General features: G+C 74.1%; 21 protein-coding genes. 7 read left to right on the top strand and 14 right to left on the bottom strand.

Annotation, left to right across the window (positions count from 1 at the left end; genetic code table 11):
* Nucleotides 1-31: 31 nt before the first annotated feature.
* Entirely contained in the window at nt 32-802 is a 771-nt protein-coding gene (locus EV190_RS07965; protein ID WP_133740837.1) for an SIR2 family NAD-dependent protein deacylase, read from the bottom strand.
* 197 nt (nt 803-999) lie between these two features.
* Between EV190_RS07965 and EV190_RS07960 the strand changes: the two genes are divergently transcribed.
* Both EV190_RS07960 and EV190_RS23335 read left to right on the top strand, forming a co-directional pair.
* Entirely contained in the window at nt 1,000-1,878 is an 879-nt protein-coding gene (locus EV190_RS07960) for a sulfotransferase (protein ID WP_133740836.1), read from the top strand.
* Nucleotides 1,879-2,005: 127 nt separating this feature from the next.
* Nucleotides 2,006-2,164 (top strand): hypothetical protein, encoded by a 159-nt coding sequence (locus EV190_RS23335; RefSeq protein WP_166655410.1) that lies wholly within the window; start codon nt 2,006-2,008, stop codon nt 2,162-2,164.
* Between the two features lie 202 nt (nt 2,165-2,366).
* Here EV190_RS23335 and EV190_RS07955 read toward each other — a convergent pair whose 3' ends face one another.
* The 9 genes from EV190_RS07955 to EV190_RS07915 form a co-directional block, all read right to left on the bottom strand.
* Nucleotides 2,367-3,191 carry an aldo/keto reductase gene (locus EV190_RS07955; RefSeq protein WP_133740835.1) on the bottom strand — a complete coding sequence of 275 codons (825 nt, stop codon included), beginning with the start codon at nt 3,189-3,191 and terminating at the stop codon, nt 2,367-2,369.
* Nucleotides 3,192-3,303: 112 nt separating this feature from the next.
* The gene (locus EV190_RS07950) at nt 3,304-4,137 is read right to left on the bottom strand and encodes an RNA polymerase sigma factor SigF (protein WP_166655409.1); all 834 of its coding nucleotides are present in this window, start codon (nt 4,135-4,137) and stop codon (nt 3,304-3,306) included.
* 258 nt (nt 4,138-4,395) lie between these two features.
* Nucleotides 4,396-5,151, bottom strand: a complete 756-nt coding sequence (locus tag EV190_RS07945; protein ID WP_133740834.1) for a polyphosphate polymerase domain-containing protein — start codon at nt 5,149-5,151, stop codon at nt 4,396-4,398.
* Nucleotides 5,148-5,726: a DUF4956 domain-containing protein gene (locus tag EV190_RS07940; protein ID WP_133740833.1), complete on the bottom strand. Its 579-nt coding sequence runs from the start codon at nt 5,724-5,726 to the stop codon at nt 5,148-5,150. Before EV190_RS07940 ends, EV190_RS07945 begins: the two co-directional genes overlap by 4 nt.
* Nucleotides 5,727-5,866: 140 nt before the next feature.
* Nucleotides 5,867-6,526, bottom strand: a complete 660-nt coding sequence (locus EV190_RS07935; protein WP_133740832.1) for a response regulator transcription factor — start codon at nt 6,524-6,526, stop codon at nt 5,867-5,869.
* On the bottom strand, nt 6,523-8,034 hold the full coding sequence (locus EV190_RS07930; RefSeq protein WP_243742429.1) for a sensor histidine kinase: 1,512 nt from the start codon (nt 8,032-8,034) through the stop codon (nt 6,523-6,525). The genes EV190_RS07935 and EV190_RS07930 overlap by 4 nt, the downstream gene beginning before the upstream one ends.
* On the bottom strand, nt 8,024-8,395 hold the full coding sequence (locus EV190_RS07925) for a hypothetical protein (RefSeq protein ID WP_133740831.1): 372 nt from the start codon (nt 8,393-8,395) through the stop codon (nt 8,024-8,026). Before EV190_RS07925 ends, EV190_RS07930 begins: the two co-directional genes overlap by 11 nt.
* A gap of 257 nt (nt 8,396-8,652) precedes the next feature.
* Nucleotides 8,653-10,110 carry an NADP-dependent phosphogluconate dehydrogenase gene (gndA, locus tag EV190_RS07920; RefSeq protein ID WP_133740830.1) on the bottom strand — a complete coding sequence of 486 codons (1,458 nt, stop codon included), beginning with the start codon at nt 10,108-10,110 and terminating at the stop codon, nt 8,653-8,655.
* Nucleotides 10,111-10,330: 220 nt separating this feature from the next.
* Entirely contained in the window at nt 10,331-10,942 is a 612-nt protein-coding gene (locus EV190_RS07915) for a DUF5753 domain-containing protein (protein WP_133740829.1), read from the bottom strand.
* A gap of 414 nt (nt 10,943-11,356) precedes the next feature.
* On the opposite strand from EV190_RS07915, the gene EV190_RS07910 reads away from it, so the two are divergent.
* Together EV190_RS07910 and EV190_RS07905 are read left to right on the top strand one after the other, a co-directional pair.
* On the top strand, nt 11,357-11,578 hold the full coding sequence (locus EV190_RS07910; protein ID WP_133740828.1) for a hypothetical protein: 222 nt from the start codon (nt 11,357-11,359) through the stop codon (nt 11,576-11,578).
* A gap of 49 nt (nt 11,579-11,627) precedes the next feature.
* Nucleotides 11,628-12,170, top strand: a complete 543-nt coding sequence (locus EV190_RS07905) for a class IV adenylate cyclase (RefSeq protein ID WP_133740827.1) — start codon at nt 11,628-11,630, stop codon at nt 12,168-12,170.
* A gap of 272 nt (nt 12,171-12,442) precedes the next feature.
* On the opposite strand, the gene uxaC is transcribed toward EV190_RS07905, so the two are convergent.
* Entirely contained in the window at nt 12,443-13,864 is a 1,422-nt protein-coding gene (gene uxaC, locus EV190_RS07900) for a glucuronate isomerase (RefSeq protein WP_133740826.1), read from the bottom strand.
* Nucleotides 13,865-14,038: 174 nt separating this feature from the next.
* On the opposite strand from uxaC, the gene EV190_RS07895 reads away from it, so the two are divergent.
* Nucleotides 14,039-18,190 (top strand): DUF4132 domain-containing protein, encoded by a 4,152-nt coding sequence (locus EV190_RS07895; protein WP_133740825.1) that lies wholly within the window; start codon nt 14,039-14,041, stop codon nt 18,188-18,190.
* A 118-nt stretch (nt 18,191-18,308) separates the two neighbouring features.
* On the opposite strand, the gene EV190_RS07890 is transcribed toward EV190_RS07895, so the two are convergent.
* Complete coding sequence (locus EV190_RS07890) at nt 18,309-19,331, bottom strand: fatty acid desaturase family protein (protein WP_133740824.1); 1,023 nt, start codon at nt 19,329-19,331, stop codon at nt 18,309-18,311.
* Between the two features lie 255 nt (nt 19,332-19,586).
* Entirely contained in the window at nt 19,587-20,612 is a 1,026-nt protein-coding gene (locus tag EV190_RS07885; RefSeq protein WP_133740823.1) for a VIT1/CCC1 transporter family protein, read from the bottom strand.
* 197 nt (nt 20,613-20,809) lie between these two features.
* Between EV190_RS07885 and EV190_RS07880 the strand changes: the two genes are divergently transcribed.
* Nucleotides 20,810-21,085: a hypothetical protein gene (locus EV190_RS07880; RefSeq protein ID WP_133740822.1), complete on the top strand. Its 276-nt coding sequence runs from the start codon at nt 20,810-20,812 to the stop codon at nt 21,083-21,085.
* A complete protein-coding gene (locus EV190_RS07875; protein ID WP_133740821.1) occupies nt 21,060-21,929 on the top strand; it encodes a hypothetical protein in 870 nt (289 codons plus the stop codon). Before EV190_RS07880 ends, EV190_RS07875 begins: the two co-directional genes overlap by 26 nt.
* Before the next feature lie 181 nt (nt 21,930-22,110).
* Here the strand turns inward: EV190_RS07875 and EV190_RS07870 are convergent, their stop codons facing one another.
* On the bottom strand, nt 22,111-23,334 hold the full coding sequence (locus EV190_RS07870) for an MFS transporter (protein ID WP_133740820.1): 1,224 nt from the start codon (nt 23,332-23,334) through the stop codon (nt 22,111-22,113).
* Nucleotides 23,335-23,395: the final 61 nt, after the last annotated feature.

Below are 23,395 nucleotides of genomic sequence, written 5' to 3'. Positions count from 1 at the left end.
ATCGTCGTGAGCCGCCGGGCCGCTTCGCGGGTCAGCGCGCGGCCAGCGCCATTCCCGCCAGTTCGGGCAGCACCGTCTCGGCGGGGTCGCGCAGGACCGCGTCGGCGACCGCGTCGTAGGGGGTGGGCTCGGCGTTGACGACCACCAGGGTCGCGCCCCGGTCCACGGCCACGTCGCACAGGCCCGCCGCGGGGTGCACCGACAGGGAGGTCCCGGCCGCCACGAACACCTCGCACTCCTCGGCGGCGGCCACGGCGGCCCGCAGGACGCCGGGGTCCAGCCGCTGGCCGAACGAGATGGTGTCGGTCTTCTGGATGCCCCCGCAGGCGAGGCAGCGCGGGTCGGACTCCTCCTCCAGCCGCTCCAGCACCTCGGGGCTGGGGGTGCGCAGGCCGCAGGACAGGCACACCACCCAGTGGACGGTGCCGTGCACCTCGATGACGCGGGCCGGGTCCGTTCCCGCCTTCTGGTGCAGGCCGTCGATGTTCTGGGTGATGACGGCGCACAGCCGCCCGGCCCGGTCCAGGTCGGTCAGTGCCAGGTGGGCGGCGTTGGGCCGGGCCGTCAGCGCGGGGTTGGTCCGGCGCATCTGCCAGACCCTGCGCCGCGCGTCCGCGTCGAAGCGGTAGACGTCGAAGTCGAACAGCGCGGCGGCGCCCGGATCGCGGGTCCACACGCCCTGGGGCCCCCGGAAGTCGGGGATGCCGGACCCGGTGGAGACCCCGGCTCCGGTCAGAACCGTCACCCGGTCGCTGTCGGCCAGCCAGGCTCCGACGTCGGCTGTGCTCGCGGTGGCAGCCATCACGGTCTCCTTCTCCGAGTGGGGCACCCGGACATTGTCTCAGCGATGTGCTCCGTCCGCACACCAGATCGCTGATGTGGCAGCGCCCGGACCAGGGGGAAAGACCGGCCGGGCGGCGTCTTCGCGCCTGCGGTCCGGGGGCTCCGCACTCCCCCCGCCCCGCGAAGTCTCCCAAACATGCCAAAATCAGACCACTGATGAAACAGCCGCCATACATACTCGTGGTCAACGGGACGAAGGTCGACCGTCCCGTCTTCGTGCTGGGCGCGCCGCACTCGGGTGTGGGCCTCGTCGCCCGGGCGCTGCGCCGTGCCCCCGGTTTCCATGTGAGCGCCGGGCACCCCAGCGTCCTCAAGGCGGTGTACGCGTTCGCGCGGCGGCCGTCGATCGCGCACGCCAACGGTTCGGGGAGCGCGACCCTGCTGCGCGACGCCCTCGCCGAGTCCTGGCAGCTCACCCCGCGCACCTGTCCGCGCTGCCCGGGCGGCCCCGTCCCGGCCCGCCTGGCCGCGGAGCCCTGCGAGCACGCCGCGCGGACCACCCGTTACGGCGACGCCGGACCGGATCTGCTCTACAGCACCGCGGCGCTGGCCCGGGCGTTCGACGACGCCGCGTTCGTCCAGATCATCCGGGACGGCCGGGACGCGGTCGCGGACATGCTCGACGACGAGCAGTCGCTGACCTGGTTCAAGCCGGGGCTGGCCAACCTGGAGGAGGAGTTCCCCAACCCGTTCTTCGGGGTGGAGACCGAGGAGGAGCGCGAGGACTACCCGCGCCTGTCGCTGGCCGCCAAGTGCGCGCTGCGCTGGCGCAGCGCCGTGCGGCTGTCGGCGAAGCTGCGCGGGGAGCTGCCCGGCGACCGGCTGCTGACGCTGCGGTACGAGGAGGTCCCGGGCAAGGAGGTCGAGACCGCCGAACGCCTCTCGGACTTCACCGGCGCGCGCGTGTCCTCGGTGGAGCTGGTGCGCGCCGACCACGACGGGACCGGTTCCTGGCGCACCCGCCTGGACCCAGGGCAGCGCGCCGAGGTGCAGTCCGTGGCCCGCCCGGAGCTGTCCCGGCTCGGATACCTGTAGCGCGGCGCGCGGTCCCGGCGAATACGCTGCCCGTATGGACCTCGGCACGAGCCCTCCCCGCGGGCTCCCGGGCCTCCGGACCCCGGGCCGCGGTGACTCCGGCCCCGCCTGTCCCTAGGATGGGCGCATGGGAGCACTCGGAATTCCTGAACTGATCGCGCTCGTCGCGATCCTCGCGATCCCGGTCAGCATCGTCGCGGGCGGCGTCGTGTACACCGTCCGCGTCGCCCGCCGGGGCATCGACGCCACTCTCGCGGGGGCCACCCGCCGCCGCGAGCTGGCCTGACCCACACGGGAAGGGGCCGGGGTCCGCGGACCCCGGCCCCTTCCCGTGCCCCTGGGACACGGCGGCCCCGCCGGACGGTCCCGCCCCGGGGCCCGGCGGGGCCGCGCGGACGCCGCGCGGCCCCGGACCACCGCCGACGCCCGGGGGAGGATCATCCCGCCACCCCGCCGATCGGGGCCGGGCGGGTCCTCGCACGAACGTCCTAGTTCATGTCGTCGGGGTTCGAACCGAAGCGGCGGCCGCTGTCGAGGCCGGAGATCTCGGCCATCTCCTGCCCGGTCAGCTCGAAGCCGAACACGTCGAAGTTGGCGCGGATGCGCTCGGGGGTCACCGACTTGGGGATGACCACGTTCCCGAGCTGGATGTGCCAGCGCAGGATCGCCTGGGCCGGGCTCACCCCGTGCGCCCGCGCGACGGCGGCGACCACCGGGTCCTGGAGGAGCTTGCCCTGGCCGAGCGGGCTCCACGCCTCGGTGGCGATGCCGTGCTCGGCGTGGAAGCGCCGCAGCGGCTCCTGGACGAGCGCCGGGTGCAGCTCGACCTGGTTGACCGCCGGGACGATCCCGGTCTCCTCGAAGAGCCTGCTCAGGTGCGGCTCGTGGAAGTTGGACACGCCGATCGCGCGCACCCGGCCCTCCGCGTACAGCCGCTCGAAGGCCTTCCAGGTCTCGACGTACTGGTTGCGGCGGGGCTGGACCCAGTGGATCAGGTACAGGTCCAGCCGGTCCAGCTTGAGCCTGTCCATGGTGGCGTCGAACGCGCGCAGCGTGCTGTCGTAGCCGTGGTCGGAGTTGGCCAGCTTGGAGGTGACGAACACCTCGTCGCGGGGGAGCCCCGAGTCGCGCACGGCCTGCCCGACGCCCTCCTCGTTGCCGTACAGCGCCGCGGTGTCGATGCTGCGGTACCCCGCCTCAAGGGCGGTGCCCACCGCGGTGACGGCCTCGGAGTTGCCCACCTGCCACACCCCGAACCCCAGCTGCGGAATGCGCACGCCGTTGTTCAGAGTGATCTCGGGGACGGTAGTCATACGTGCTCCATGTCGTCAGTTCATGATCGTTTCCGTCTCCACAACCCCGCCGGGCCCCGCGCGTATTCCGCGCCCGGCTCCCCGTGGCGCGGGGCGCGCGGTCGGATCCGCCTCATACGAGCAGTTCACGGCGCAGTTGGCGCAGGGTCTGGGACAGCAGGCGCGACACGTGCATCTGGGACAGGCCCACGGCGGCCGCGATCTCGCTCTGCGTCTTGTTCCCGAAGAAGCGCAGCAGCACCACGCGCCGCTCGCGCTCGGGCAGGCGGTCCAGGGCGTCCTTGAGCGACTCGCGGTCCACGACGTTCTCCAGGTCACCGTCGACGCCGCCGAGCGTGTCGCCGAGCGCCGACTCGTCGTCGGCCTCGCCGAAGGGCATGTCGAGCGAGAGGGCGCTGTACGCCGAGGAGGCGTCGATCAGCTCGATCATGGCCTCCACCTCCATGTCCATCGCCTTGGCGAGCTCCTTGGTGGTGGGCGTCCGGCCGTGCCGCTGGGTGAACTCGGCGATCACCCTGTTCAGTTCGCCCCGCTTCTCCTGGTGGACCCTCGGCACCCGGACCGCCCAGGTGGTGTCGCGGAAGTGCCGCTTGAGCTCGCCGGTGACCATCGGCAGCAGGTAGGCGACGAACGGCTTGCCGTAGGAGGGGTCGAACCCCCTGATGGCCTTCATCAGGCCGAGCATCCCGACCTGGTAGAGGTCGTCCATCGGCTCGCCGCGGTTGCGGTACCGGCGCGCCTCGCGCCGCACCAGCGGCGTGTACAGCTCCACGAGCTCGCCGCGGATCCTCTCCCTGGCCTCCTCGTTCTTGCGGTTCGCCGCCAACGCCGCCAGCAGCTTCTCGGCCTGCCCGGTACCGGCGGGCTGGCGGGCGGGCGGACGGTTGTCCCCGCCGCGGCGCTGGGCTGGGATACGAGGGCGTACCGCTGTGTTCCTGGTGTTCATCTCGGGCTCCTCTTCGCAGGCTTTCTCCGACGGGGGTCCGCCGTCCGCGCTCCGGACTGCGAGCGACCCGCGCCCAGGGGGCACGGAAGACGGTGGGGACCGCTGGAGTGTTCAAGGCCGCGCTTTCGGACCTGATCCTCGCATGCCCCCTCATTTGGGTCACAAACACATCACTCCGAGAAGTCTGGGAATCCTGGGAGTGACGCCGGGTTCACTCCGGCCGCCGGCCGGGCGGCCGGGCGGGGGCCTCCGGGCCGCTCACAGGCGGTCGAAGCACAGCCGCAGCGGGCGCCTCCAACGATTGGCCCCCGCACCGGGGTTCATGACGGCCACCGCGGCCCCGTACTTGCTGAAGCTCACCGGGCGCAGGCCGAGCCGGTGCAGCAGCCGCTCGGTGTCCGTCGTCCCCTCCAGGGTCTTGACCTCCAGCAGCACCAGGTCCGGGCGCATGGCGGCCGAGTGGCCGCCGTAGGAGCACACCAGCCCGGAGTCGCAGGTGATCCGCTCCCGTCCCGAGAACGCCACCACCGTGCTGCGCCGGTAGTCCGTCGTGGCCACCGGCAGCAGCGCCCCGGGCACGTCCGCGCCGTAGTCGCGCAGCGTCCGGCCCAGGAACGCGCGCGCCTCGGCGGTCAGCTCGCCGGGGCGGCCGTCGTGCGGGACGCGCTGCTTGTCCGTGGCGCCCCGGCCGCCCTTGAGCTTGACCTCGAACATGGTCAGCGCCGAGTCCAGGTAGGTCCGCGTGCGGATCTTGAACCTGCGCCGCCGCTCCTGCCTGTGGTGCCGGAAGGTCAGCAGGTCGGGCGTGTCCAGGTAGGTGGAGGAGTAGCGGAACGACGTGCGCTCCCCGTCGGACAGGACGCCGAAGTCCGGTTCGAGGCGCTCGACGAGTCCGGTCAGGAGGTCCGCGGGGGCGATGTACTTGCGGCACGCGCGCATGGTCAGCGACGCCAGGGAGTTGACCTGCTCCAGGCTCATGGGGCGCAGCGCCCCCAGTCCGGCGGGCGCCGTCACCGCTCCCCCGCCCGGACGGGGGTCCGCCGCGCGGCTCCCTCGCGGAACCGCACGTCGACCACCATGAGGTCGCGGACGTAGTCCACGTCGGTGACGAGCGCGTGGTGGACGGTGCCGCCGAGCCGCGCCTCGAGGTCGGCGCGCAGGGTGTCGGGGTTGCGGTGCACCACGTCCAGGGTGACGACGCGCCTGCTGGTGCGGGGAAGCACCCGGGGGTGGTCCGCGGCGAACAGCACGCCGAGCAGCACCACGTTGAGCGCGGCCAGCACCACGGGCGTGCTCGCGGCGACCGCGTTGATCAGTCCCAGGGCGATCGCCACGAAGTAGTAGCCGATCTCCCCCTGGGTGATCTGGTCCGAGCGCAGCCGGATGATCGACAGCACGCCGAACAACCCGAAGCCCACCGCCAGCTCGATGCTCGCCACGAGCATCACCGCGGTGACCGCGAAGACCCCGACGTTGAGCGCCGCGTAGGCGAGCAGCAGGTCGCGGCGCCCGTGCCGGCGGAAGTAGAGGAGATAGCCGAGAACGACGACCGACGCGAGGTCGGCGAGGAGTGCGTACCAAATGCTCATGACCACAGGCTGTCCCCCCTCGGTGAGCCGCCGATGAGCGGCGGATGAGGAGATCCTCATCCGGGGGTCCCGGTCCGGCGGCCCCGGCCGGCCCCGGCCGGCCCCCGCGGCTTCCGCGGGGCCCGGTGGAACCTCGGGGCTCAGTTCACGAGGCGGTACCCCATTCCGCGTACGGTCTCGATCCGCTCCCCGCCGATCTTCTTGCGCAGCGCGCGGACGAAGACGTCGACCACGTTGGAGCCCGGGTCGTAGTCGTAGCCCCACACGTGGGAGAGGATCTGCTGGCGCGACAGCACCTGGCCGTGGTTGCGCAGGAACAGCTCCAGGAGCGCGAACTCGCGGGCCGTCAGGTCGATCGTGTCGGTTCCGGTGGAGGCCCTGCGGGTGCGCAGGTCCAGCGCGAGCCCCCCGGCGCGCAGCACCGTCGTCTCGACGCCGCGCTCGGCGCGCATCCGCAGCCTGATCCGGGCCAGCAGCTCCTCGAAGCGGAACGGCTTGGTCATGTAGTCGTCGGCGCCCATCTCCAGGCCGCTGACGGTGTCGCGCACCCCGTCGCGCGCGGTGAGGATGAGGATGGGCAGCGCCGACCCCGCCTCCCGCAGCCGCCGCAGCACGGTGAAGCCGTCCGCGTCGGGCAGCCCGATGTCGAGCACCATCAGGTCGAAGTCGCCGGTGAGGGCGTAGTCCACGGCATCGCCCGCGGTGCCGACCACGACGCTGGTGAAGCCGTTGGCGCTCAGCCCCTTGCGCACGAACGACGCGATGCGGTCCTCGTCCTCCGCGATCAGGATCCGGGTCACGGCCGGGTGCTCCTCTCGTCCACGGGGAAGGTCAGGATGAACGCCGCCCCGGCGCCGGGGGCCGACCGCACCCGGACGTCGCCGTGGTGGGCGTCGGCGATGGCCCGGACGATGGCCAGGCCCAGCCCGGCGCCCGGCCGGTCGCCGCGGGCCGCGGCGGTGCCGCCCCGGGAGAACCGGTCGAAGATCACCGCCTGGTCCTGCGGCGCGATCCCGGTCCCCGAGTCCCGTACCCAGAACGACACCACCGGGCCCTGCCCGGCCGCCGGCTCCGAGAGCGCCGATCCGACGCTGATGGTGTCCTCGGGCCCCGTGTACTTCACGGCGTTGCTCGCCAGCTGCACCATGGCCTGGGTGACGCGCTGGGGGTCCAGGTGGACGGTGCCCTCCCCCACCTCGTCGAGCCGCCAGTCCCGGTCGCCGAGCGCGCGCACCTTGGCGTCGATGTCGCTGGTCAGCTCCGCCAGCGACACCTCGGAGCAGTGCAGGAAGTCCGGTCGCTGCGCCTTCGCCAGCAGCAGCAGCTCCTCGACGATGCGCGCCATGCGGTCCAGTTCGTCGGTGACCAGGCGCAGCACCTCCGCGCGCTCCTGCGGGTCGTCGCCCATCAGCTCCAGGTGGCCGCGCACGATGGTGATGGGGGTGCGCAGCTCGTGGCTGGCGTCGTCGACGAAGCGGCGCTGCGTGGAGAACGCCTCCTCCAACCGGTCGAGCATGGCGTTGAACTGCTCGGCGAGCGCGGACACGTCGTCGTTGCCCGGCACGTCGATGCGGCGGGTCAGGTCCTCCTCGGTGATCTGCGCGGCGGTCTGGCGCACCAGCCGGATGGGGGCCAGGATCCTTCCCGCCACCCACCAGGCGGCCGTCCCGGCGAGCAGCAGACCGCCGAGGCTGACCAGGGCCAGCGTGCGCAGGGTCCGGTTCGTCTCGACCCGGTCGGCGTCGGTGAAGTAGCCGATGACGAACCAGCCCGCCGGGGCGGTGGACCCTTCGGGCGGGGACACCCTGAGCTTCTCCCACGACAGCGCCCCTTCGGGGGTGTCGAGGCGGCCCCGGGCCCCGGGCGCGCCGAGGATGTCCTCAAGGGCCCCGGGGTCGGCGGACACGTCGAACAGCGGCTCCTGCCCCTGGCGGATCCGACCGGTGGGCGTGGTCGCGCCGGGGTCCTCGTCGACGTGGCCGAAGATGACCTCGTACCGGTCGGGGTACTGGCGGCTCAGGTGCACCCGGAACAGGCTGTCCAGGTCGGTGAACCGCTCCCCGGTCCGGGGGTCCACCCCGACCGCGGCGAACTCCTGGAACTCGCTGATCTCCTGGCTGACGGCGCGGTCCACCCGGTCGGTGGCCGCGGTGTCCAGCGCCCGCCAGACGACGACGTTCACCAGCACCAGGACCGCCGCCATGAGCAGCACGACCCACGCCATGATCCTGATCCGGGCGGGCACGGGGCGGCGCCCGGCCGCCGGGGCCTCCTCCGGAGGGCCGGTCCGGGGACGGTCAGTCGTCATCGTGGTCCCCGTCGTCGTCATCGTCGTCGTCATCCAGGTCGTCGTCCAAACCGTCGTCGTCCGGACCGTCGTCCGAACCGCCACTCGGGCCGCCGCTCGGGCCGCCGCTCGGGCCGTCGTCGTCCGAGTCGTCGTCCGGACCGCCGTCGGTGACGACCGGCGGAGGGGACACGACGCCGTTGTCGGCCGGGCCCGGGGAGGGGTCCGCGGACGGTGATCCCCCCAGGGCGGGGGACTCCCCCACGACGACCTCCCCGGGCGTCTGCGGCCCCTCGGCACCCGCCAGCCAGAGCACGGCCGCGACCACGAGCGCGGCGCCGGCCAGCACACCGATCAGAACGGCGCGGTGCAGGGATCTCATGAGAGCGAGCATCCCCCACCAGGAAAAGGGCCACATGAAACGAGGATGAAGATCTCCTCATCCGCGCAGGTCCCCTCCGGTGCCCCCGCGAAGTTTTCCTTCGGTGATCTTGACCTTTTCGGGGTCTCAACCGTGGTTGAGACCCCGAAAAGGTCAAGATCACCGAAGGAAACGCACGGGCGTCCGGCCGGCCCGCCTCCCCCGGTCCGAGGCGGGCCGCCGGACCGCCCGCTCGTCCGCCTCCGACAGCGGTCCCGCTACCGCTTCTCCTCCGCGCGGTCCCCCGACCACTCCGTGTGGAAGACCCCGTCGCGGTCGACCCTGCGGTAGGTGTGCGCGCCGAAGAAGTCGCGCTGGGCCTGGATGAGCGCGGCGGGCAGCCGCTCGGCGCGCACGCCGTCGTAGTACGCCAGGGAGGACGCGAACGCCGGGACCGGCACGCCGTGCAACGCGGCCTCGGACACCACGCGCCGCCACGCGGCGACGCCGTTGCCGACCGCGCCGGTGAAGTACTCGTCGGCCAGCAGCAGCGGAAGGTCCGCGTCGCGCTGGTAGGCCTCGGTGATCCGGTTGAGGAACCGCGCGCGGATGATGCACCCGCCCCGCCAGATCCGCGCGACCTCGCCTCGGTCGATGTCCCAGCCGAACTCCTCGGACGCCGCCGCGATCTGGTCGAAGCCCTGCGAGTACGCCACGACCTTGGAGGCGTACAGGGCCAGGCGCACGTCCTCGACGAAGGCGTCGCGGTCCCCGGCGGGGACCGCCCACTCCTCGGTGCTGGCGGGCAGCACGCCCGCGGCGGCGGCGCGCTGGGGCACCGACCCCGACAGGGCGCGGGCGAACGTCGCCTCGGCGATGCCGGTGATCGGCACGCCCAGGTCCAGGCCGTTCTGCACGGTCCAGCGACCGGTGCCCTTCTGTTCGGCCTGGTCCAGGACCACGTCCACGAACGCCGCGCCGGTCTCGGCGTCGGTGTGCGCCAGGACCTGGGCGGTGATCTCGATCAGGTACGACTCCAGGTCGCCGGTGTTCCACTCCGCGAAGATCCCGGCGATCTCGGCGGCGGACGCGCCCAGGCCCTGCCTGAGCAGGTCGTACGCCTCGGCGATGAGCTGCATGTCGGCGTACTCGATGCCGTTGTGCACCATCTTCACGAAGTGGCCCGCGCCGTCGGGGCCGACGTGCGCGCAGCACGGCTCCCCGTCGACCTGGGCCGCGATGTCCTCCAGAATCGGCCCGAGCGCGGCGTAGGACTCCTTCGACCCTCCGGGCATGATCGAGGGGCCGTTGAGCGCGCCCTCCTCGCCGCCGGACACTCCCGTTCCCACGAAGTGCAGGCCGTGCTTCTTGAGCTCGGCCTCCCGGCGCCGGGTGTCGGGGAAGTGCGCGTTGCCCGCGTCGACCACGATGTCGCCCGGCTCCAGCAGCGGGATCAGCTCGTCGATCACCGCGTCGGTCGGGCCGCCCGCCTTGACCATGACCACGACCTTGCGCGGCCGCTCGAGGGCCGCCACGAAGTCCGCCATGGACTCGGCGGGCACGAACACGCCCTCGCCGCCGTGCTCGTCCACCAGCGACCGGGTGCGGGCGTGGGACCGGTTGTGCACCGCGACGGCGTACCCGTGCCGGGCGAGGTTCCGGGCCAGGTTCCGGCCCATGACGGCCAGGCCGGTGACGCCGATCTGCGCGGTCGAGGGGGGCGGTGTGATGGTCATAGGACTCGGTCCTCCTGTAGTGCGGCGCGCCGGTTCCGGGGCGCCGGTCGGTGTGGTTTCCCGGTTCCCACAGCCTCTCATTGAGGCGCGGCCCCGCTCGCGGTGGCAAGCGGTTTCCATGATCTGTCCTCCGCCGCGGCGTGCGCGCGTGGACGGCCTCCTCGCCGATCTTGACCTTTCCGGGGTCTCGACCGCGGTCGAGACCCCGGAAAGGTCAAGATCACCGGGAAGCCCCCGTCGGGCCGGCAGCGAACTCGTGGCGGACCCGCGCCACGATCCGCAGCGCTTCGGAACCGCGCACCGCCGCCCCTGACAGCTCGGCGAACACCTTGCGGTAGGGGGTGATCGCGTCGTCGTCGGTGAGGCACAGCTCCGCACCGATGGTCTCGACGAGAACCCGGTCGTCGTCGAAGATCCAGAAGCCGTGTGAGGGGACGACGGAGACCCGCGCTTCGGTGGGCAGGATAGCGATGCCGACGGTACCGCGCCTGATGACGTCGGCGATGTGGTCCATCTGTCCCACCATGACGCCTGGCGGGCTCAGGCTCATCCGCAGTGCGGGTTCCCAGATGAGCATGTCGAACACCCGGTCCGGCTCGTCCAGGATTCGGCGGCGCTCCATTCGGACACGGACTCCGGCCTCCAGATCATTGGGGGCGCTGTGCAGATGGATACCCCGGCGGATCATGTACCAGGCGTAGTCGGGGGTCTGGAGCAGGCCGGGTACGCACGCGGACTCGAAGATACGGAATCGGTGGGTCCGCCCCTCCAGGTCCCTGGCCGCCGTTTGGCGGGCGCGGGTGCCCCCGGCGAGCTGGCGCCACCAACTCATGTAGTGCGTTTCCAGCGCCCTGCGCTGGGCGACCAGCGCGCGATCGGGTCGTCTTGACGTGCGCGGTTTCGCGGATTCCCGCCCCTTGGATCGGCCAGACCCGCGACGACGGTCTGGTGGTGTGCCCGTGGGCGCCCTCCTCCGGCATGCCGGGCGGTCTGCTGACCCGTCTCACCGTGCGCGACGGCACCGCCGAGGGCCCGTTCACCCGCCCCCTGTCGTTCATGTGGTTGCGCGGCCAGCGCGGTGACCACGGCCGCCCGCACGACCTGGGAGCCGAGGCGGCGACCGCGCGCCGCGTCGATCAGGACCCGCGGCGCCTGGTCCTCGACGGCGCGCGGGCGCTCCCGCTGGCGCTCATGGTCCCGGCCTGGCGATTCGGCATGCGGGGCGCCCCCCGGCGGACCGCCGCTGGTGTGGCTCTCGGCACTCGACGGCCCGTCATGGGCCAGACTGCGCCCGAACCGGGGCGAGCAGGGCGGCCCGCGCCGCCTCTGGGACGAGTTCGAGGCCGTCCACCGGTGGTGGCGGGAGCACGGCGGGCCGCCCGCCACCGAGTTCGGCCTCACGGTCGACGCGGACGAACACCGCGTCTGGCTTGGCGACCCGAAGGGCCCGTCCTGGCATCACCCGTAGAATCCGTCCCCGGCCGCGCGCACCCACGTCGACACGGAGGTTTCCACCAGTGACCGAGATCGAGTACGAGGCCAAGGTCCTCGACGTCGACCCCGAATCCACCGCCCGACGCATCCTGGACAAGGGCGGGAGTACCGTCGGCGAGGCGCTGCAGCGCCGCTACGTCTACGACATCGACCCCGCCGACCCGTCCCGGTGGATCAGGCTGCGGGACAACGGCGAGGAGGTCACGCTGACGGTCAAGGAGATCGACTCCGACGACATCGGCGGCACCCGCGAGACCGAGACCTCCGTCGGGGACTTCGACACCGCCGACGCCCTGCTGGGCAAGCTCGGCTACCGGCCCAAGGCGTACCAGGAGAACCGGCGCCGCAGCTTCCTGTTGGACGGCGCGCGGCTGGAGATCGACTTCTGGCCGCGCATCCCGCCCTACCTGGAGATCGAGGCCGCCGACCGGGCGGAGGTCGTGCGCGTGGCGGCCCTGCTCGGCTACGGCGAGGACGACCTGACCGGCGAGAACACCACGAGGGTCTACGCCCGTTACGGCATCGACCTGGCCGCGATCCCCGACCTGAGGTTCGACGGGCGCTGAGGCGCTCGGAGCGCGGCCGCCCCGGCCGGACCCGGGCTGGAGCCGCCGCTTGGAGCCGTCGGAACAGCACGGGGGGAGAAACGGACCCGAGACACTCCGAAGGCGGCCGCCCCCGGGAGCGGTCCGGCCGCCCGGCCGCCCGGGTCGTCGGCGTGCGGGTCGGTGACCGGGGAGCCGCCACGCAGGTGGTGCGCCCAGGCGGCCAGGCGGCCAGCGCGCGGACCGCCCCGCGCGGCATCCGCCCGGCGGCGCCCCGTCCCCGCGGAGCCCGCTCACAGCCGGAAAACCTCCCGGGGGCGGTCCCCGACGAGGTCGACGAGTGTTTCGAGAGCCTCGTCCTCGTCGAGCCGGTGCTCGGCGACGAGCTGCGCGAGGTGCCCGCTGTCCAGGCGGCGGGACATGTCGTGGCGGGCCGGGATGGAGCAGAACGCCCGGGTGTCGTCGATGAAGCCGGAGGTCCGCGAGAACCCGACGGTCTCGGTGACCGCGGCGCGGTAGCGGCGGATCGCCTCGGGCGCGTCGAGGAACCACCACGGCGCGCCGACGTAGACCGACGGGTAGAACCCGGCCAGCGGCGCCAGCTCCCGGGAGAAGGCCGTTTCGTCGACGGTGAACAGCACCAGGCGCAGGCCGGGGTGGGTGCCGTACCGCTCCAGCAGCGGCCGCAGCGCGTCGGTGAACTCGGTGCGCAGGGGGATGTCGTGGCCGGTGTCGGGTCCGTAGCGCGCGTCCGTGGGCCGGTGGTGGCCGCGCCGCACCCCCGGGTGCAGCGTCATGACCAGGCCGTCCTCGCACGACATGCGGGCCATCTCCAGCAGCATGTGCCGCCGCAGCGCCACGGCCTCGCCGGGCGCGGCGGCGCCCGCCAGCGCGGCGCGGTAGATCCGGTCGGCCTCGGCGGCGTCCAGCGGGTCGGTGCGCGCGTCCTCGTGGGCGTGGTCCGCCGAGGTCGCGCCGTGCTCGGCGAAGTACCGGCGGCGCGCCTCCATGGCGGCGACCCAGCCCGGGTAGGTCCCGGTGTCGGTGTCGGCGGCCTCGCCCAGGCGGGCCACGTCCCCGGCCCACTCGGGGCGGGCGGCCTCCAGGTAGCGGTCGGGGCGGAAGGTGGGGACGACCCGGCCGGTCCAGGCGGGGTCGGCGGCGAGCGCGGCGTGCGCGGACAGGTCGTCGCACGGGTCGTCGGTCGTGGCCAGGACCGAGATCCCGAAGCGGTCGAACAGCGCGCGCGGCCGGTAGGCGTCCCGGGTCAGCCGCTCGGCGACGTGGTCGTAGACGGCGTCGGCGGTGTCCTCCGAGGGGCGGACCCGCACGTCGAAGATCTCGGCGAGCTCGGACTCCAGCCAGTACCGCACCGGCGTGCCCCGGAAGAGGTGCCAGCGCGCGCACAGCCGGTGCCACGCCCGGCGCGCGTCGGCCTCGGGCAGCGGCCCCCGCCCGACCCCGAGCTCCTCCAGCGGGACCCCGGAGGCGTGCAGCAGCCGGGTCACGTAGTGGTCGGGGGTCACGAGCAGCGACGCCGGGTCGCCGAACGGCGCGTCGTCGAGCAGCAGCCGCGGGTCGACGTGCCCGTGCGGGGAGACGATCGGGGCCGCGCGCACCTCCTCGTAGAGTCGGCGGGCGATCGCGCGGACCCCCGGGTCCGCGGGCAGCAACCGGTCGGGGTGCGGTGCGAGTGGGGCGTGGCGGATCGGCATGGCCCCGATTCTGCCCCCGGGAAGGGCTCCCTGACCAGCGGTTGCCGCGCGTCGCCGCCTACCGGTGCCCCCCTCGCCGATCTTGACCTTTCCGGGGGCTCGGAGACGGTTGAGACCCCGGAAAGGTCAAGATCGGCGAGGGGGCGTCGTACGGGGTGTGCATACTGTTCCGCCATGACCTCGACGAACCCCCTGGACACGACCGAGAACGACGACGCCGTCTGGCTTCCGGGCCCCGACGGGTACGAGCTGGCGCTGGGCGACGGCGGGCTGCGGTGCCGCAACGCGCGGGGACGCGTGCTGAAGCGGCTGCCCAAGCAGGTCGCCGACTCCGAGCCCGCCCGGCGGCTGGGCGCGCTCCAGACCTGGCTGGACGAGCACGCGGCCGCCTGCCTGCGCCAGGCGCGGGCGTGGACGCGCGGCTCGTGGCCGGTCCCGGTCCCGCTGCTGCGCCGGGTGTGGGCCGACCCCGCCTGGCGGGGCGTGCTGCGGGACTCGGCCGTGGGCACCCGGGCGGGGGACGCGCCCGGCGCCCCGCTCACGACCGTCGGCCTGCTGCGCGGGATCGACGCCGGAGGCCGGATCGGCGTGCTCACCCTGGACGCGGAGACCGCCTGGCTGGAGACCGACCACCTCGTCTTCCCGCACCCGCAGCACATCCCCGAACTCGAGGACGTCCGCGACCTCGTCCTGGAACTGGGCTCCGAGCCCGGCACCGACCAGCTCCTGCGCTCCGACCGGCCGCTGGAGTCCCGCTCCGGCATGCCGCGCGGCCTCCTCCTGGACGCGCTGGCCGCGCCGGTCCACGAGCGGACCGCGCTGTCGGTGGACGCCCCCGGCCATCCGGACGAGCAGGCCGTGCGCGCCCGCGTCTACCGGCACCCCTCCCTGGGCGACCGCCCCGTGGTCCGCCTGGCCTCCGACACCGACGGCCTGGTCCTGGACGTCGTGGCCCGGCGCCTGGGCTGCGCCGCGCCCGAGCCGGGCCCGGCGGTGGCCGCCACCCGCCGGTCGGCGCTGCTGGGCTACCCCGCCTGGGCGCTGGTCCGCGACCCCGAGCACGCCGACACCGCCCTCACGTCCCCGGGCGTCTTCGCCAGAGCCCTGGAGGAGGCGGGCGACAAGCCCGGGCGGAGCTTCGACACCCTGCGCTACTTCGCCCGCCGCCTGCCCTTCTCCCACCTCCCCGCCTTCTGGGCCCAGGCGCAGAACGTGTTCCGGGAGGCGGGCAACTGGCACTGGACGGCGCGGTGCCGCGCCGCCGCCAAGGAGGCGCTCGCCGAAGCGGGGATGACCGGCGACCTGGAGCTGCGGCGGGCGCTGCTGGCCGAGGGCCTCGACGACCTGGGGCCGCTGTGCGACGCGGTGGCCGAGCGGGAGGGCCCCGCCGCCGCCTACGCGGAGTACCGGTCGCGGGTGCGGTGGGCGTCCGACAGCGAGACCACCGCGTTCCGGGACCTGCGCCGCCTCGCGCGGGCCGCCGGCCTGGACACCGCCGAGGAGGACGTGCGCAACCTCGGTGACTTCTTCGCCGACGGGGGGCACTCCGGATCGGTCTCCTTCTGGCGCTCCCACGCCCCCGCGATGACCCGGCTGGCCCGCGCCGACGACGCGTTCCTGCGCCGCCTGCTGTGCCGGGGCGGCGGCGGACTGTGGTTCCTGGACTCCAAGGTCCACGGCAGCGGCCTCCTGAAGAGGCTGCTCGCCGACCCGGTCGTGGCCCGGCGGCTGCGCGAGGGGGTCCTGAGCCCGGGGGTCCCGATCGCCGACTGGCTCGGCGACGACTGGCTCGTCCCGCTGCGCTCGACCCCGTCGCACGCGTCGGCCGCCGTGCTGGAGCTGGTGGCGTTCCTCGCCCCCGCGCTCGTCGCCGGGGGGCGGGGGCTGCGGCTGGCCGCCGCCGAGGACGACCCGGTGGACGCCAACGTCCTGGACGTCGTCCTGGAGCACGGGATCCCGCTGGCCCACCCCGTGCGGAACCTCTCGCTGACCGAGTGGCACCGCTCCGGCGAGGCCCGCCGCCCCCTGGCCCACCTCGCCGCGGACCCCCGGTTCGGCGCGCTCCTGGAGCGCGAGGTCGCCGCCTTCGAGGGCGCGCCCGAGCCTCCCACCGGGCGCGGCGGCCACCGGCGCGGGAAGCCCGCGCCCTTCACCCGCGCCCAGCTGCTGGAGTTCCCCGCGCTGGCGCCCGTCGTCGCCCGCGTCCACCCCGACCTCGCGCCCCCGGCCCCGCCGAAGGCCGGGGAGACCGGGGAGGCCGGCGGCGGCCCGGCCGTGAGCACGCCCCCGCCCGGGACCGACGCCCAGCTCGACAGCGCGCTGGAGGGCCTGCTCCTTCGCCTCCCCTACAGCAAGCGCTCCCCGAAGGACCGCTACTCCACGCTGGCCTCGCTGCGCGGCGCGGCCGCGCTGCTGAGCGGCGGGGAAGCGGAGGAGGCCGCCCCGGAGGAACCGCGCCTGGAGGTGCCCTGGGGGCCGCTTCTCGCGTACGTCGGCGCCGTGGCGCTGCGCGCCGCGTCCGCGGCCGCGTCCCCCGAGGAGCGGGCCGCCCTGGCGGCGTTCCTGCGCGCCTGGGCGGAACTGCCCCCCGTCGCGGACCCGGGCCGGGGGTGGCAGTACGGCGCCCTCGTGGGCGAACCGCCCGAGGGCGACGGGACCGCCGTGCTGCACCGGGTCGACTACGCGAACCATTCGAGCGCGTTCGGCCCCGACCCCGTCGAGGTCAGCGGGTACCCGGGGGACGGCGTCCGCTGGTTCCTGCGCCGCTCACCCGCGCCCGGCGCCCCCGATCCGCTGAGCGGCCGCACCGCCTTCGTCCGCGACGTCGATCCCGGGTGGGCGACGGCCGAGGGGATCACCGCCTTCCTCGGCGAGCTCGACCGGCGCGGCCCCCTCCCCTGGGGCAAGCCCGCCCGGACCGCCGCCGAGCGGCTCGGCGAGCGGATCGGCGTCACCCCCGCGGCGGCCGCGCTCGTCCTCAACGGCTTCCCGTTGGGCGGCGACTCCAAGAAGCCGCTGACCGACCTCCGGCGCCGCGCGCTGAAGCTGACCGTGCGCGACACCAAGGCCGCCCTCGCGCGCCTGGGGCGCCTGGACGGCGCCCAGCGGCTGCGGCTCGCCGCGGCCGTCGTGCCGCCCGGCGGCCCCGCCCCGCTGTGGGACAAGGGCGGCCTGGACGACGCGGTCGACCGGGTCGCCGCGGCCTGGCACGGGGAGGGCGATCCCCATGACCTCGTCGACGCCGCGACGGCGGCCGCCGCCCCCCGCTACGCGGGCCCGGCCGTCCTCTCCAGGCTCCAGGCGCCGGGACGCGCGGCCGCCCTCACCCGCGCCCCCGACTCCACCGTGGAACTGGCGCCCTACCGCCAGCCCGGCCTCCCCTCGGCGTGGCTGCGGTCGAACCTGAAGGAGACGGCCCAGCTCGTCTCCTGGGCGGCGGTCCGGCTCCCCGCCGGCCACCGCGCCCGGCGCGAGCTGCCGACCGTGCTCGCGCTGGCCCGCGAGCGGCTGAGCGACCCGGGCCTGGTCGTCAGGTGCGGCTGGGTGCACCTGGCGCGCACCCAGGCCGAGCAGAACCGGGTCGCGCGGGAGGTCTTCGGGCCGCGCACCCTGCGGGACGGCACCCACGCGGTCTACGACGACGGGGTGTTCATCGTCGGCGTCCACCCCCGCTACCCCACCGAACTGCTCTTCCGCCCCGCGCTCCTGGAGCAGCGGTGGGACGAGCCGGAGGTCGCGACCAAGCGCCGCCTCCTCGCCGACTCCTACGGTGACTTCGCGCTGCTGTGCGCCTACCGGGAGCTGCTGTTCGGCGACGGGTACACCCGGCTGGCCGAGCGGGCCGCCGCCACACCGGTGCCCGAGGGCGGCTACGAGCTGAACCCGCTGCACAGCGCGCCGGGCCTGGTCGCCGAGGTCGGCGCCGGGATCGGCGTGGGAGAGGACGCCGCCGCGCTGTACCTGCAGCTCGCCGCGCTGGCCGTGCCGACCGACGACCACGTGCGGACCTGGAACGGCTGGTCCCCCGAGCGCCACGGGCGCGCCCAGCGCGAACTCCTCGGCTCCGGCGCCGTCGTGCCCCGCCCCGAGCGCGAGACCGAGGCGGACCTGGTGGTCGAGGGGCGGTCGGTCGTCCTGCCCGGCCCGCTGGCCCGGGTGTACTCCCCCTTCCACACCGGCTTCGTCACGGAGGAGCGCAAGCGGGCGCTCCTGCCGCTCCTCCCGGGCGCCACGCACCGGGACCGGTCCCTGCTGGAGCCCGGCCTGGCGCACCGACCGCCCCACGAGCTGTTCGAGGAGGCCTGGAACGCGGCGCGCTCCGCCTGACGGCCGGGAGGGCCGGGGCCGCCCCCGCCCGAAATGATCTTGGGCTTTCCGCCCTTCCGGGCTCCGGAACGGGCAGAAAGCCCAAGACCGCCAACGAAACCCCCGCGCCGGAGGTCTCCTAGGAGCCGCTCCGGAGGGGGGCGCCCACCGCGTGCAGGTGGCTGAAGACCTCCCGGAAGGAACCGAGGAAGGTGGTCGACGTGTAGGCGATTCCGTGCTCCTCGCAGTGCTCCTGGACGATCCGCTGGGCCCTGCGCAGGCTCCGCCTGGGCATGCTGGGGAACAGGTGGTGCTCGATCTGGTAGTTGAGCCCGCCCAGGACGGCGTCGGTCAGCCAGTGGCCGCGGATGTTGCGCGAGGTCGTGACCTGGCGCCGCAGGAAGTCCATCCTGGTGCCCGAGGGCAGGACCGGCATGCCCTTGTGGTTGGGCGCGAAGGAGCACCCCATGTAGAGGCCGAAGACCCCCTGGTGCACGAGGACGAACAGGGCGGCCTTGCCGGGCGGGAGCACCAGGAGCACCGCCGCCAGGTAGGCCGCGCCGTGGCCCAGCAGCAGGGCCCGCTCCAGGACGGGACGGCGGCCCTCGCCCCGCCACGCCGCCTTGGCGCTCTCCCAGTGCAGGCTCCACCCTTCGAGCAGCAGCAGCGGCAGGAACAGGAACGCCTGGTACTTCACCGTGAAGCGGGTGAGGCCGCGCTTGTCCGGCACCTGGTGGTCGTCGAAGGCGAGCACGCCGATGGCGAGGTCGGGGTCGTGGCCGAGTTCGTTGGGGTGGCTGTGGTGCCGGTTGTGCTTGCCGACCCACCACCCGTAGGCGATGCCGATCATGGCGTTGCCGTGCAGCAGGCCGACGGCGTCGTTGACCCGCCGGGAGGCCGACACCTGGCGGTGCCCCGCGTCGTGGCCGAGGAAGCCCGACTGGGTGAAGGCGACGCCGAGGAGGACGGCCGTCGCCATCTGCCACCAGGAGTCGCCGATCAGCGCGAACGCGGTCCAGCAGCCCGCGTAGAACGCGGCGTTGACGGCGATCCTGACCGCGTAGTGGCCCGCTCTCCTCTCGAGCAGTCCCGCCCGTTTCATCTGCCGGGACAGCTCCGCGTAGGAGCTGCCGCGCACGGCGCCCTCTGGTCCTGAGGCCATTAGGATCCCTCTTTGTCCGCCGGAACGGAAATCAGCAGAACAGAATCCCGAACCGATAATCGATTCGAGATTTAATTCAATGGCCGGCTTCCCGGTAATCCCAACGTATCCCCCGGAAAGAGCACTGTCCACGACAGGCCGACGGACCCGCCCCGACTTTGTGATTCTTTCTGGAATTCCTTGGGAGAGTGTTTGGAAAAGCGATCCCCCGGCGGTGTTGACGCCGGCGCCGCGCCGTGCCCGCCCCGGTCGGCGTCACCGGCCCGCGGCGTCGACGGCCGCGCCGAACGCCAGTCCCAGCAGGTAGGTCGCCGCCGCGGCGGCGGCGCCGATCGCGAGCTGGCGCAGCGCGCGGCGCAGCGGCGGCGCTCCCGAGAGCACCCCCACCGCCCCGCCGACGAGCATCAGCGCGGCGCCGGTGAGCGTCCCGGCCGCCACCACCGCGACGGCCCCCTCCAGCCCGAGCAGGAACGGCAGCACCGGGACCGCGGCGCCCGCGCCGAAGAACAGGAAACTCGACAACGCCGCGCCGGCCCCGCTGCCGACGACGTCAAAGCCCTCGAAACCGGGGGCGGCCGCCGCCGGGACGGACCGGCGGCGCAGCACCGCGTCCGCGTGGCGCCGCGCCTCGTCGGCGGGCATCCCCCGGGCCCGGTATACCAGGGCGAGCTCGTTGGCGTCGACGTCCAGCTCGGAGACGAGGTCCCGCGCCGTCTCGTCCGACGCCGACGCCGCCAGCAGCTCACGCTGCGAGCTCACCGAGACGAACTCCCCGGCCGCCATCGACAGCGCCCCCGCCAGCAGCCCGGACAGCCCGGTGAGCAGCACGGCCCGGGTGCCCGCGCCGCCGCCGATCACCCCGAGGACCAGCGCGATGTTGCTCACCAGCCCGTCGTTGACCCCGAAGACCGCGGCCCGCAGCGTCCCCGACAACCGCGTCCGCCCCCGCGCGGCCAGGCCCCGCACCACCTCGGCGTGGACGCGCTCGTCGGCGGCCATCGCGGGCGGCACGTCGGCGTCGCGGCGCGCACGGCTCTCGGCCTGCTGCATGAGCGCCAGCACGAACACCCAGCCGAGCCACCGGGCCAGGAAGGCCAGCAGCCGCATCCGCGGGGTGCCGCGCCGCGGCCTGCCCGCGTCCCCGCCCAGCAGCCCCTCCCAGTGCGCGACGTGGCGCTCCTCCGCGTCGGCCAGCCCGAGCAGGATCTCCCGCTCCTCCCCGTCGCGCCGGGAGGCCAGCGTCCGGTAGACCCGGACCTCCTCCCGTTCCTCGGCCAGCATGCGGCGCCACCTCCGCAGCCTCGCGGGCGTCGGACCGCCCCGGGACGGGGTCCCTTCGTCTCCCATGTCCGGCCCTCTTCCCGATCGGGCCCCCGGGAACCGGTTTCGGAACCTTTGCGGATTCCAGACGCGCAGGCGGCTGACACGGCGCGGCGGACCGCGAAGCATGGCCATCAGGGGGAGCCGAGGGGTGTGGAGTGAGCGACGAGGACCGCGGAGAGGTCTGGCGGACACCCGAGGGGCGACTCCTGGACGGGCACCCGGGGATCCGCGGACTCGTGGAGACGATCCCGGAGTTCGTCGAGTGGCGCGGCGCCCTCCCCGTCGTCGAGGTCGACGGCGAGAGGTTCTGGGTCGCGCGGGGCGACCAGCTCATGGAGCACGACCAGGTCGTGGTGGAGTGGGTTCGCATGCACCGCCCCGACCTCCTGGAGAAGGGACAGGGAAATGGTGGAGAGGGCAACGGAACGTGAGACCCCGGTCGTCCCCGGCGCGAGGACCGCGGACGGCGCCCCGTCGCCGGAGCTCCGGCGGACGGGCGTCTCCGTCGACGACGAGGTCCTGCACCCCGTCGAAGGCGACCTGCTCCTGGACGCCGACGAGTTCGACCTCTACCAGGAGGCCCAGAGGGCGCTGCGCGAGACCGCCCGGCTGGTGGAGAGGGCCAGGTTCGCCCAGACCGCGATCGGCGGGTCCGTCGGCCAGCCCAGCGCGCTCATCGGCATCGTCGAGGGCGGGAAGCTCGTCCGCTGGGCGCCCGGAACCGTTCTCAGCTACTGCGTGCTCCGGCGGACGTTCCCCAGGAGCGAGTGGTACGAGGAGGTGGTGGAGAACATGCTGCTGGCCACCGGCGACTGGTCCATGACCTGCGGGGTGGAGTTCCGGTACGTCGACTCGGCCGACGGCAGCGAGTCCCTGCGCCCGCCCGAGGTCCTGTTCCCCGTTCGGCACATCAACGCCAACGGGGCGTTCATCGCCTCGGCGTTCTTCCCCAACGACCCCGCCCACCGGCGCCGGGTGCTCATCGACCCGTCGTACCACGACACCGACTTCGACCACGTGGGGGTGCTCCGGCACGAGCTCGGACACTCCCTGGGATTCCGGCACGAGCACATCAGCTCGGGCGCGCCCGCGGTGTGCCCCGACGAGGACGCCACGGGGACCCTGGACCTGACGGCCTACGACCCCAAGTCGGTCATGCACTACTTCTGCGGCGGCGTGGGGGCGCGCGACCTCGCGATCACCGACGTCGACCGCGCCGGTTCGCAACTCGTCTACGGCCCTCCGCTGGCCAGCTTCCAGGCCGTGTCCGCCTAGGGAAGCTCCGGCGCGGGGGTCGTTCGGTATCCGGAGGAGGTGCCGCGAACCGGCCCCCGGCCCCACGTCCGTCCGGACGCCCCTGTGATCCCCTCGACCGGACAAGCCCGGGGTCCGGTCCGTCCACCCGCGCGCCGGCCCCGTGCCGGAGGCCGCACGGGAGTTCGGCAGGCCCTCCCCGTCAGCGCGGACGGGAGCCGCTCCCCCGACGGGCGCGGGTGGCGGCGGCCGCGGCGAGGGACGCGGCCAGGCAGTAGGCGCCCAGCGCCGCGACCTGGGGCGGATAGGCGACCCCGGCGTCGATCAGAAGACCGGTGACGCCCGGGCCCGCGGCCGACGCGAACACCAGGACCGCCACCACCACCGAGCGGATCGCCCCCAGGTGCGCCGTCCCGTACATCTCCGGCCACACCGCGCCGAACAGGCCCAGCGAGAGCCCGTTGGTGACGCCGTACAGCGCCATGAAGGCGAAGGCGCCCCACGGCTCGTCCACCGCGGCGAGCACGAGCAGCCCGCAGCCGAGCGGCAGCAGGTAGAACGGCACCGTCCGCAGCGCGGTGAACCGGTCCACCAGGTGGCCGCCCGCCAGGTTCGCGACGACCGTCACCGCCGCGTAGGCGGTGAAGGCCGACGCCAGGACCTCCGGCGGCCAACCCCGCAGCTCCCCCAGGTGGGCCTGGTGGAAGAAGACGGTGTTGCCGACCAGGGCCGGGGCCGCCATCGCCGCGACGAGGAGGTGGAAGCCCGGGTCGCGCAGCGCCTCCCGGCGGGTCCGGTCGCGGGCGCCGCGCGCGGGCCGCTCCCCGGGACGGCCGCCGGGCCCGCGCCCCCCTCCCAGCAGTGCGACCAGCGGCCAGAGCGAGAGGAGCACCGCGGCGGCCGCCAGCCACCACACCTCGCGCCACCGCGCGGCGGCGGCCACCGCGACGACCGCCAGGGGCAGCAGCGCCTCCCCCGCGTTCAGGCCCAGCGCGGCCACCGACGTGGCGCGCCCCCGCCCCCGGTCGAACCACCGGCCCATCAGGGTGAAGGACGTGTGCGTCATCATCCCCTGCCCGAACAGGCGCAGGACGAACAGGGCGAGGAAGAGCGTCAGCACGTGCGTCGCGAGCGCCATCGCCGCCGCGCCCAGCGCGAGCGCCGGGACCGAGACCAGCACCACCGTGCGCGCGCTCCACCGGTCGACGACCCCGCCGACCCTCGTCAGGGCCAGCGCCCCGGCAAGGGTCGCCAGCATGAAGAGCGAGCCGAACCCGCCGTGGGAGAGGCCGTGGTCGGCGCGGATGTCGTCGGAGAAGAGCGAGACGAAGAACGTCTGCCCGAAGGAGGAGAGGAGGAAGAGCAGGAACCCGCCGGCGAGCCGCCCCCTCGCGGCGCGCGGGAGGCCGGCGTGGCGGGTCGGCATCGTCCGTAGGCCTTCTCTCGTGCGGTCACCGGCCCTTCCCCGCCGGTCGCGACCGGCGGGG

Origin of the sequence: Actinorugispora endophytica (assembly GCF_004363075.1) — a bacterium.
Classification (GTDB): Bacteria; Actinomycetota; Actinomycetes; order Streptosporangiales; family Streptosporangiaceae; genus Actinorugispora; species Actinorugispora endophytica.
Note: the sequence above shows the minus strand (reverse complement) of the source record. Positions and strands in the feature narration are given on the sequence as shown.

What these genes read in the sequence shown, in the direction of transcription:
- EV190_RS07965 (WP_133740837.1), bottom strand. Translation starts at nt 802, where the DNA reads ATGGCTGCCACCGCGAGCACAGCCGACGTCGGAGCCTGGCTGGCCGAC.
- EV190_RS07960 (WP_133740836.1), top strand. Translation starts at nt 1,000, where the DNA reads ATGAAACAGCCGCCATACATACTCGTGGTCAACGGGACGAAGGTCGAC.
- EV190_RS23335 (WP_166655410.1), top strand. Translation starts at nt 2,006, where the DNA reads ATGGGAGCACTCGGAATTCCTGAACTGATCGCGCTCGTCGCGATCCTC.
- EV190_RS07955 (WP_133740835.1), bottom strand. Translation starts at nt 3,191, where the DNA reads ATGACTACCGTCCCCGAGATCACTCTGAACAACGGCGTGCGCATTCCG.
- EV190_RS07950 (WP_166655409.1), bottom strand. Translation starts at nt 4,137, where the DNA reads ATGAACACCAGGAACACAGCGGTACGCCCTCGTATCCCAGCCCAGCGC.
- EV190_RS07940 (WP_133740833.1), bottom strand. Translation starts at nt 5,726, where the DNA reads ATGAGCATTTGGTACGCACTCCTCGCCGACCTCGCGTCGGTCGTCGTT.
- EV190_RS07930 (WP_243742429.1), bottom strand. Translation starts at nt 8,034, where the DNA reads ATGACGACTGACCGTCCCCGGACCGGCCCTCCGGAGGAGGCCCCGGCG.
- EV190_RS07925 (WP_133740831.1), bottom strand. Translation starts at nt 8,395, where the DNA reads ATGAGATCCCTGCACCGCGCCGTTCTGATCGGTGTGCTGGCCGGCGCC.
- gndA (WP_133740830.1), bottom strand. Translation starts at nt 10,110, where the DNA reads ATGACCATCACACCGCCCCCCTCGACCGCGCAGATCGGCGTCACCGGC.
- EV190_RS07915 (WP_133740829.1), bottom strand. Translation starts at nt 10,942, where the DNA reads ATGAGTTGGTGGCGCCAGCTCGCCGGGGGCACCCGCGCCCGCCAAACG.
- uxaC (WP_133740826.1), bottom strand. Translation starts at nt 13,864, where the DNA reads ATGCCGATCCGCCACGCCCCACTCGCACCGCACCCCGACCGGTTGCTG.
- EV190_RS07895 (WP_133740825.1), top strand. Translation starts at nt 14,039, where the DNA reads ATGACCTCGACGAACCCCCTGGACACGACCGAGAACGACGACGCCGTC.
- EV190_RS07890 (WP_133740824.1), bottom strand. Translation starts at nt 19,331, where the DNA reads ATGGCCTCAGGACCAGAGGGCGCCGTGCGCGGCAGCTCCTACGCGGAG.
- EV190_RS07885 (WP_133740823.1), bottom strand. Translation starts at nt 20,612, where the DNA reads ATGCTGGCCGAGGAACGGGAGGAGGTCCGGGTCTACCGGACGCTGGCC.
- EV190_RS07875 (WP_133740821.1), top strand. Translation starts at nt 21,060, where the DNA reads ATGGTGGAGAGGGCAACGGAACGTGAGACCCCGGTCGTCCCCGGCGCG.
- EV190_RS07870 (WP_133740820.1), bottom strand. Translation starts at nt 23,334, where the DNA reads ATGCCGACCCGCCACGCCGGCCTCCCGCGCGCCGCGAGGGGGCGGCTC.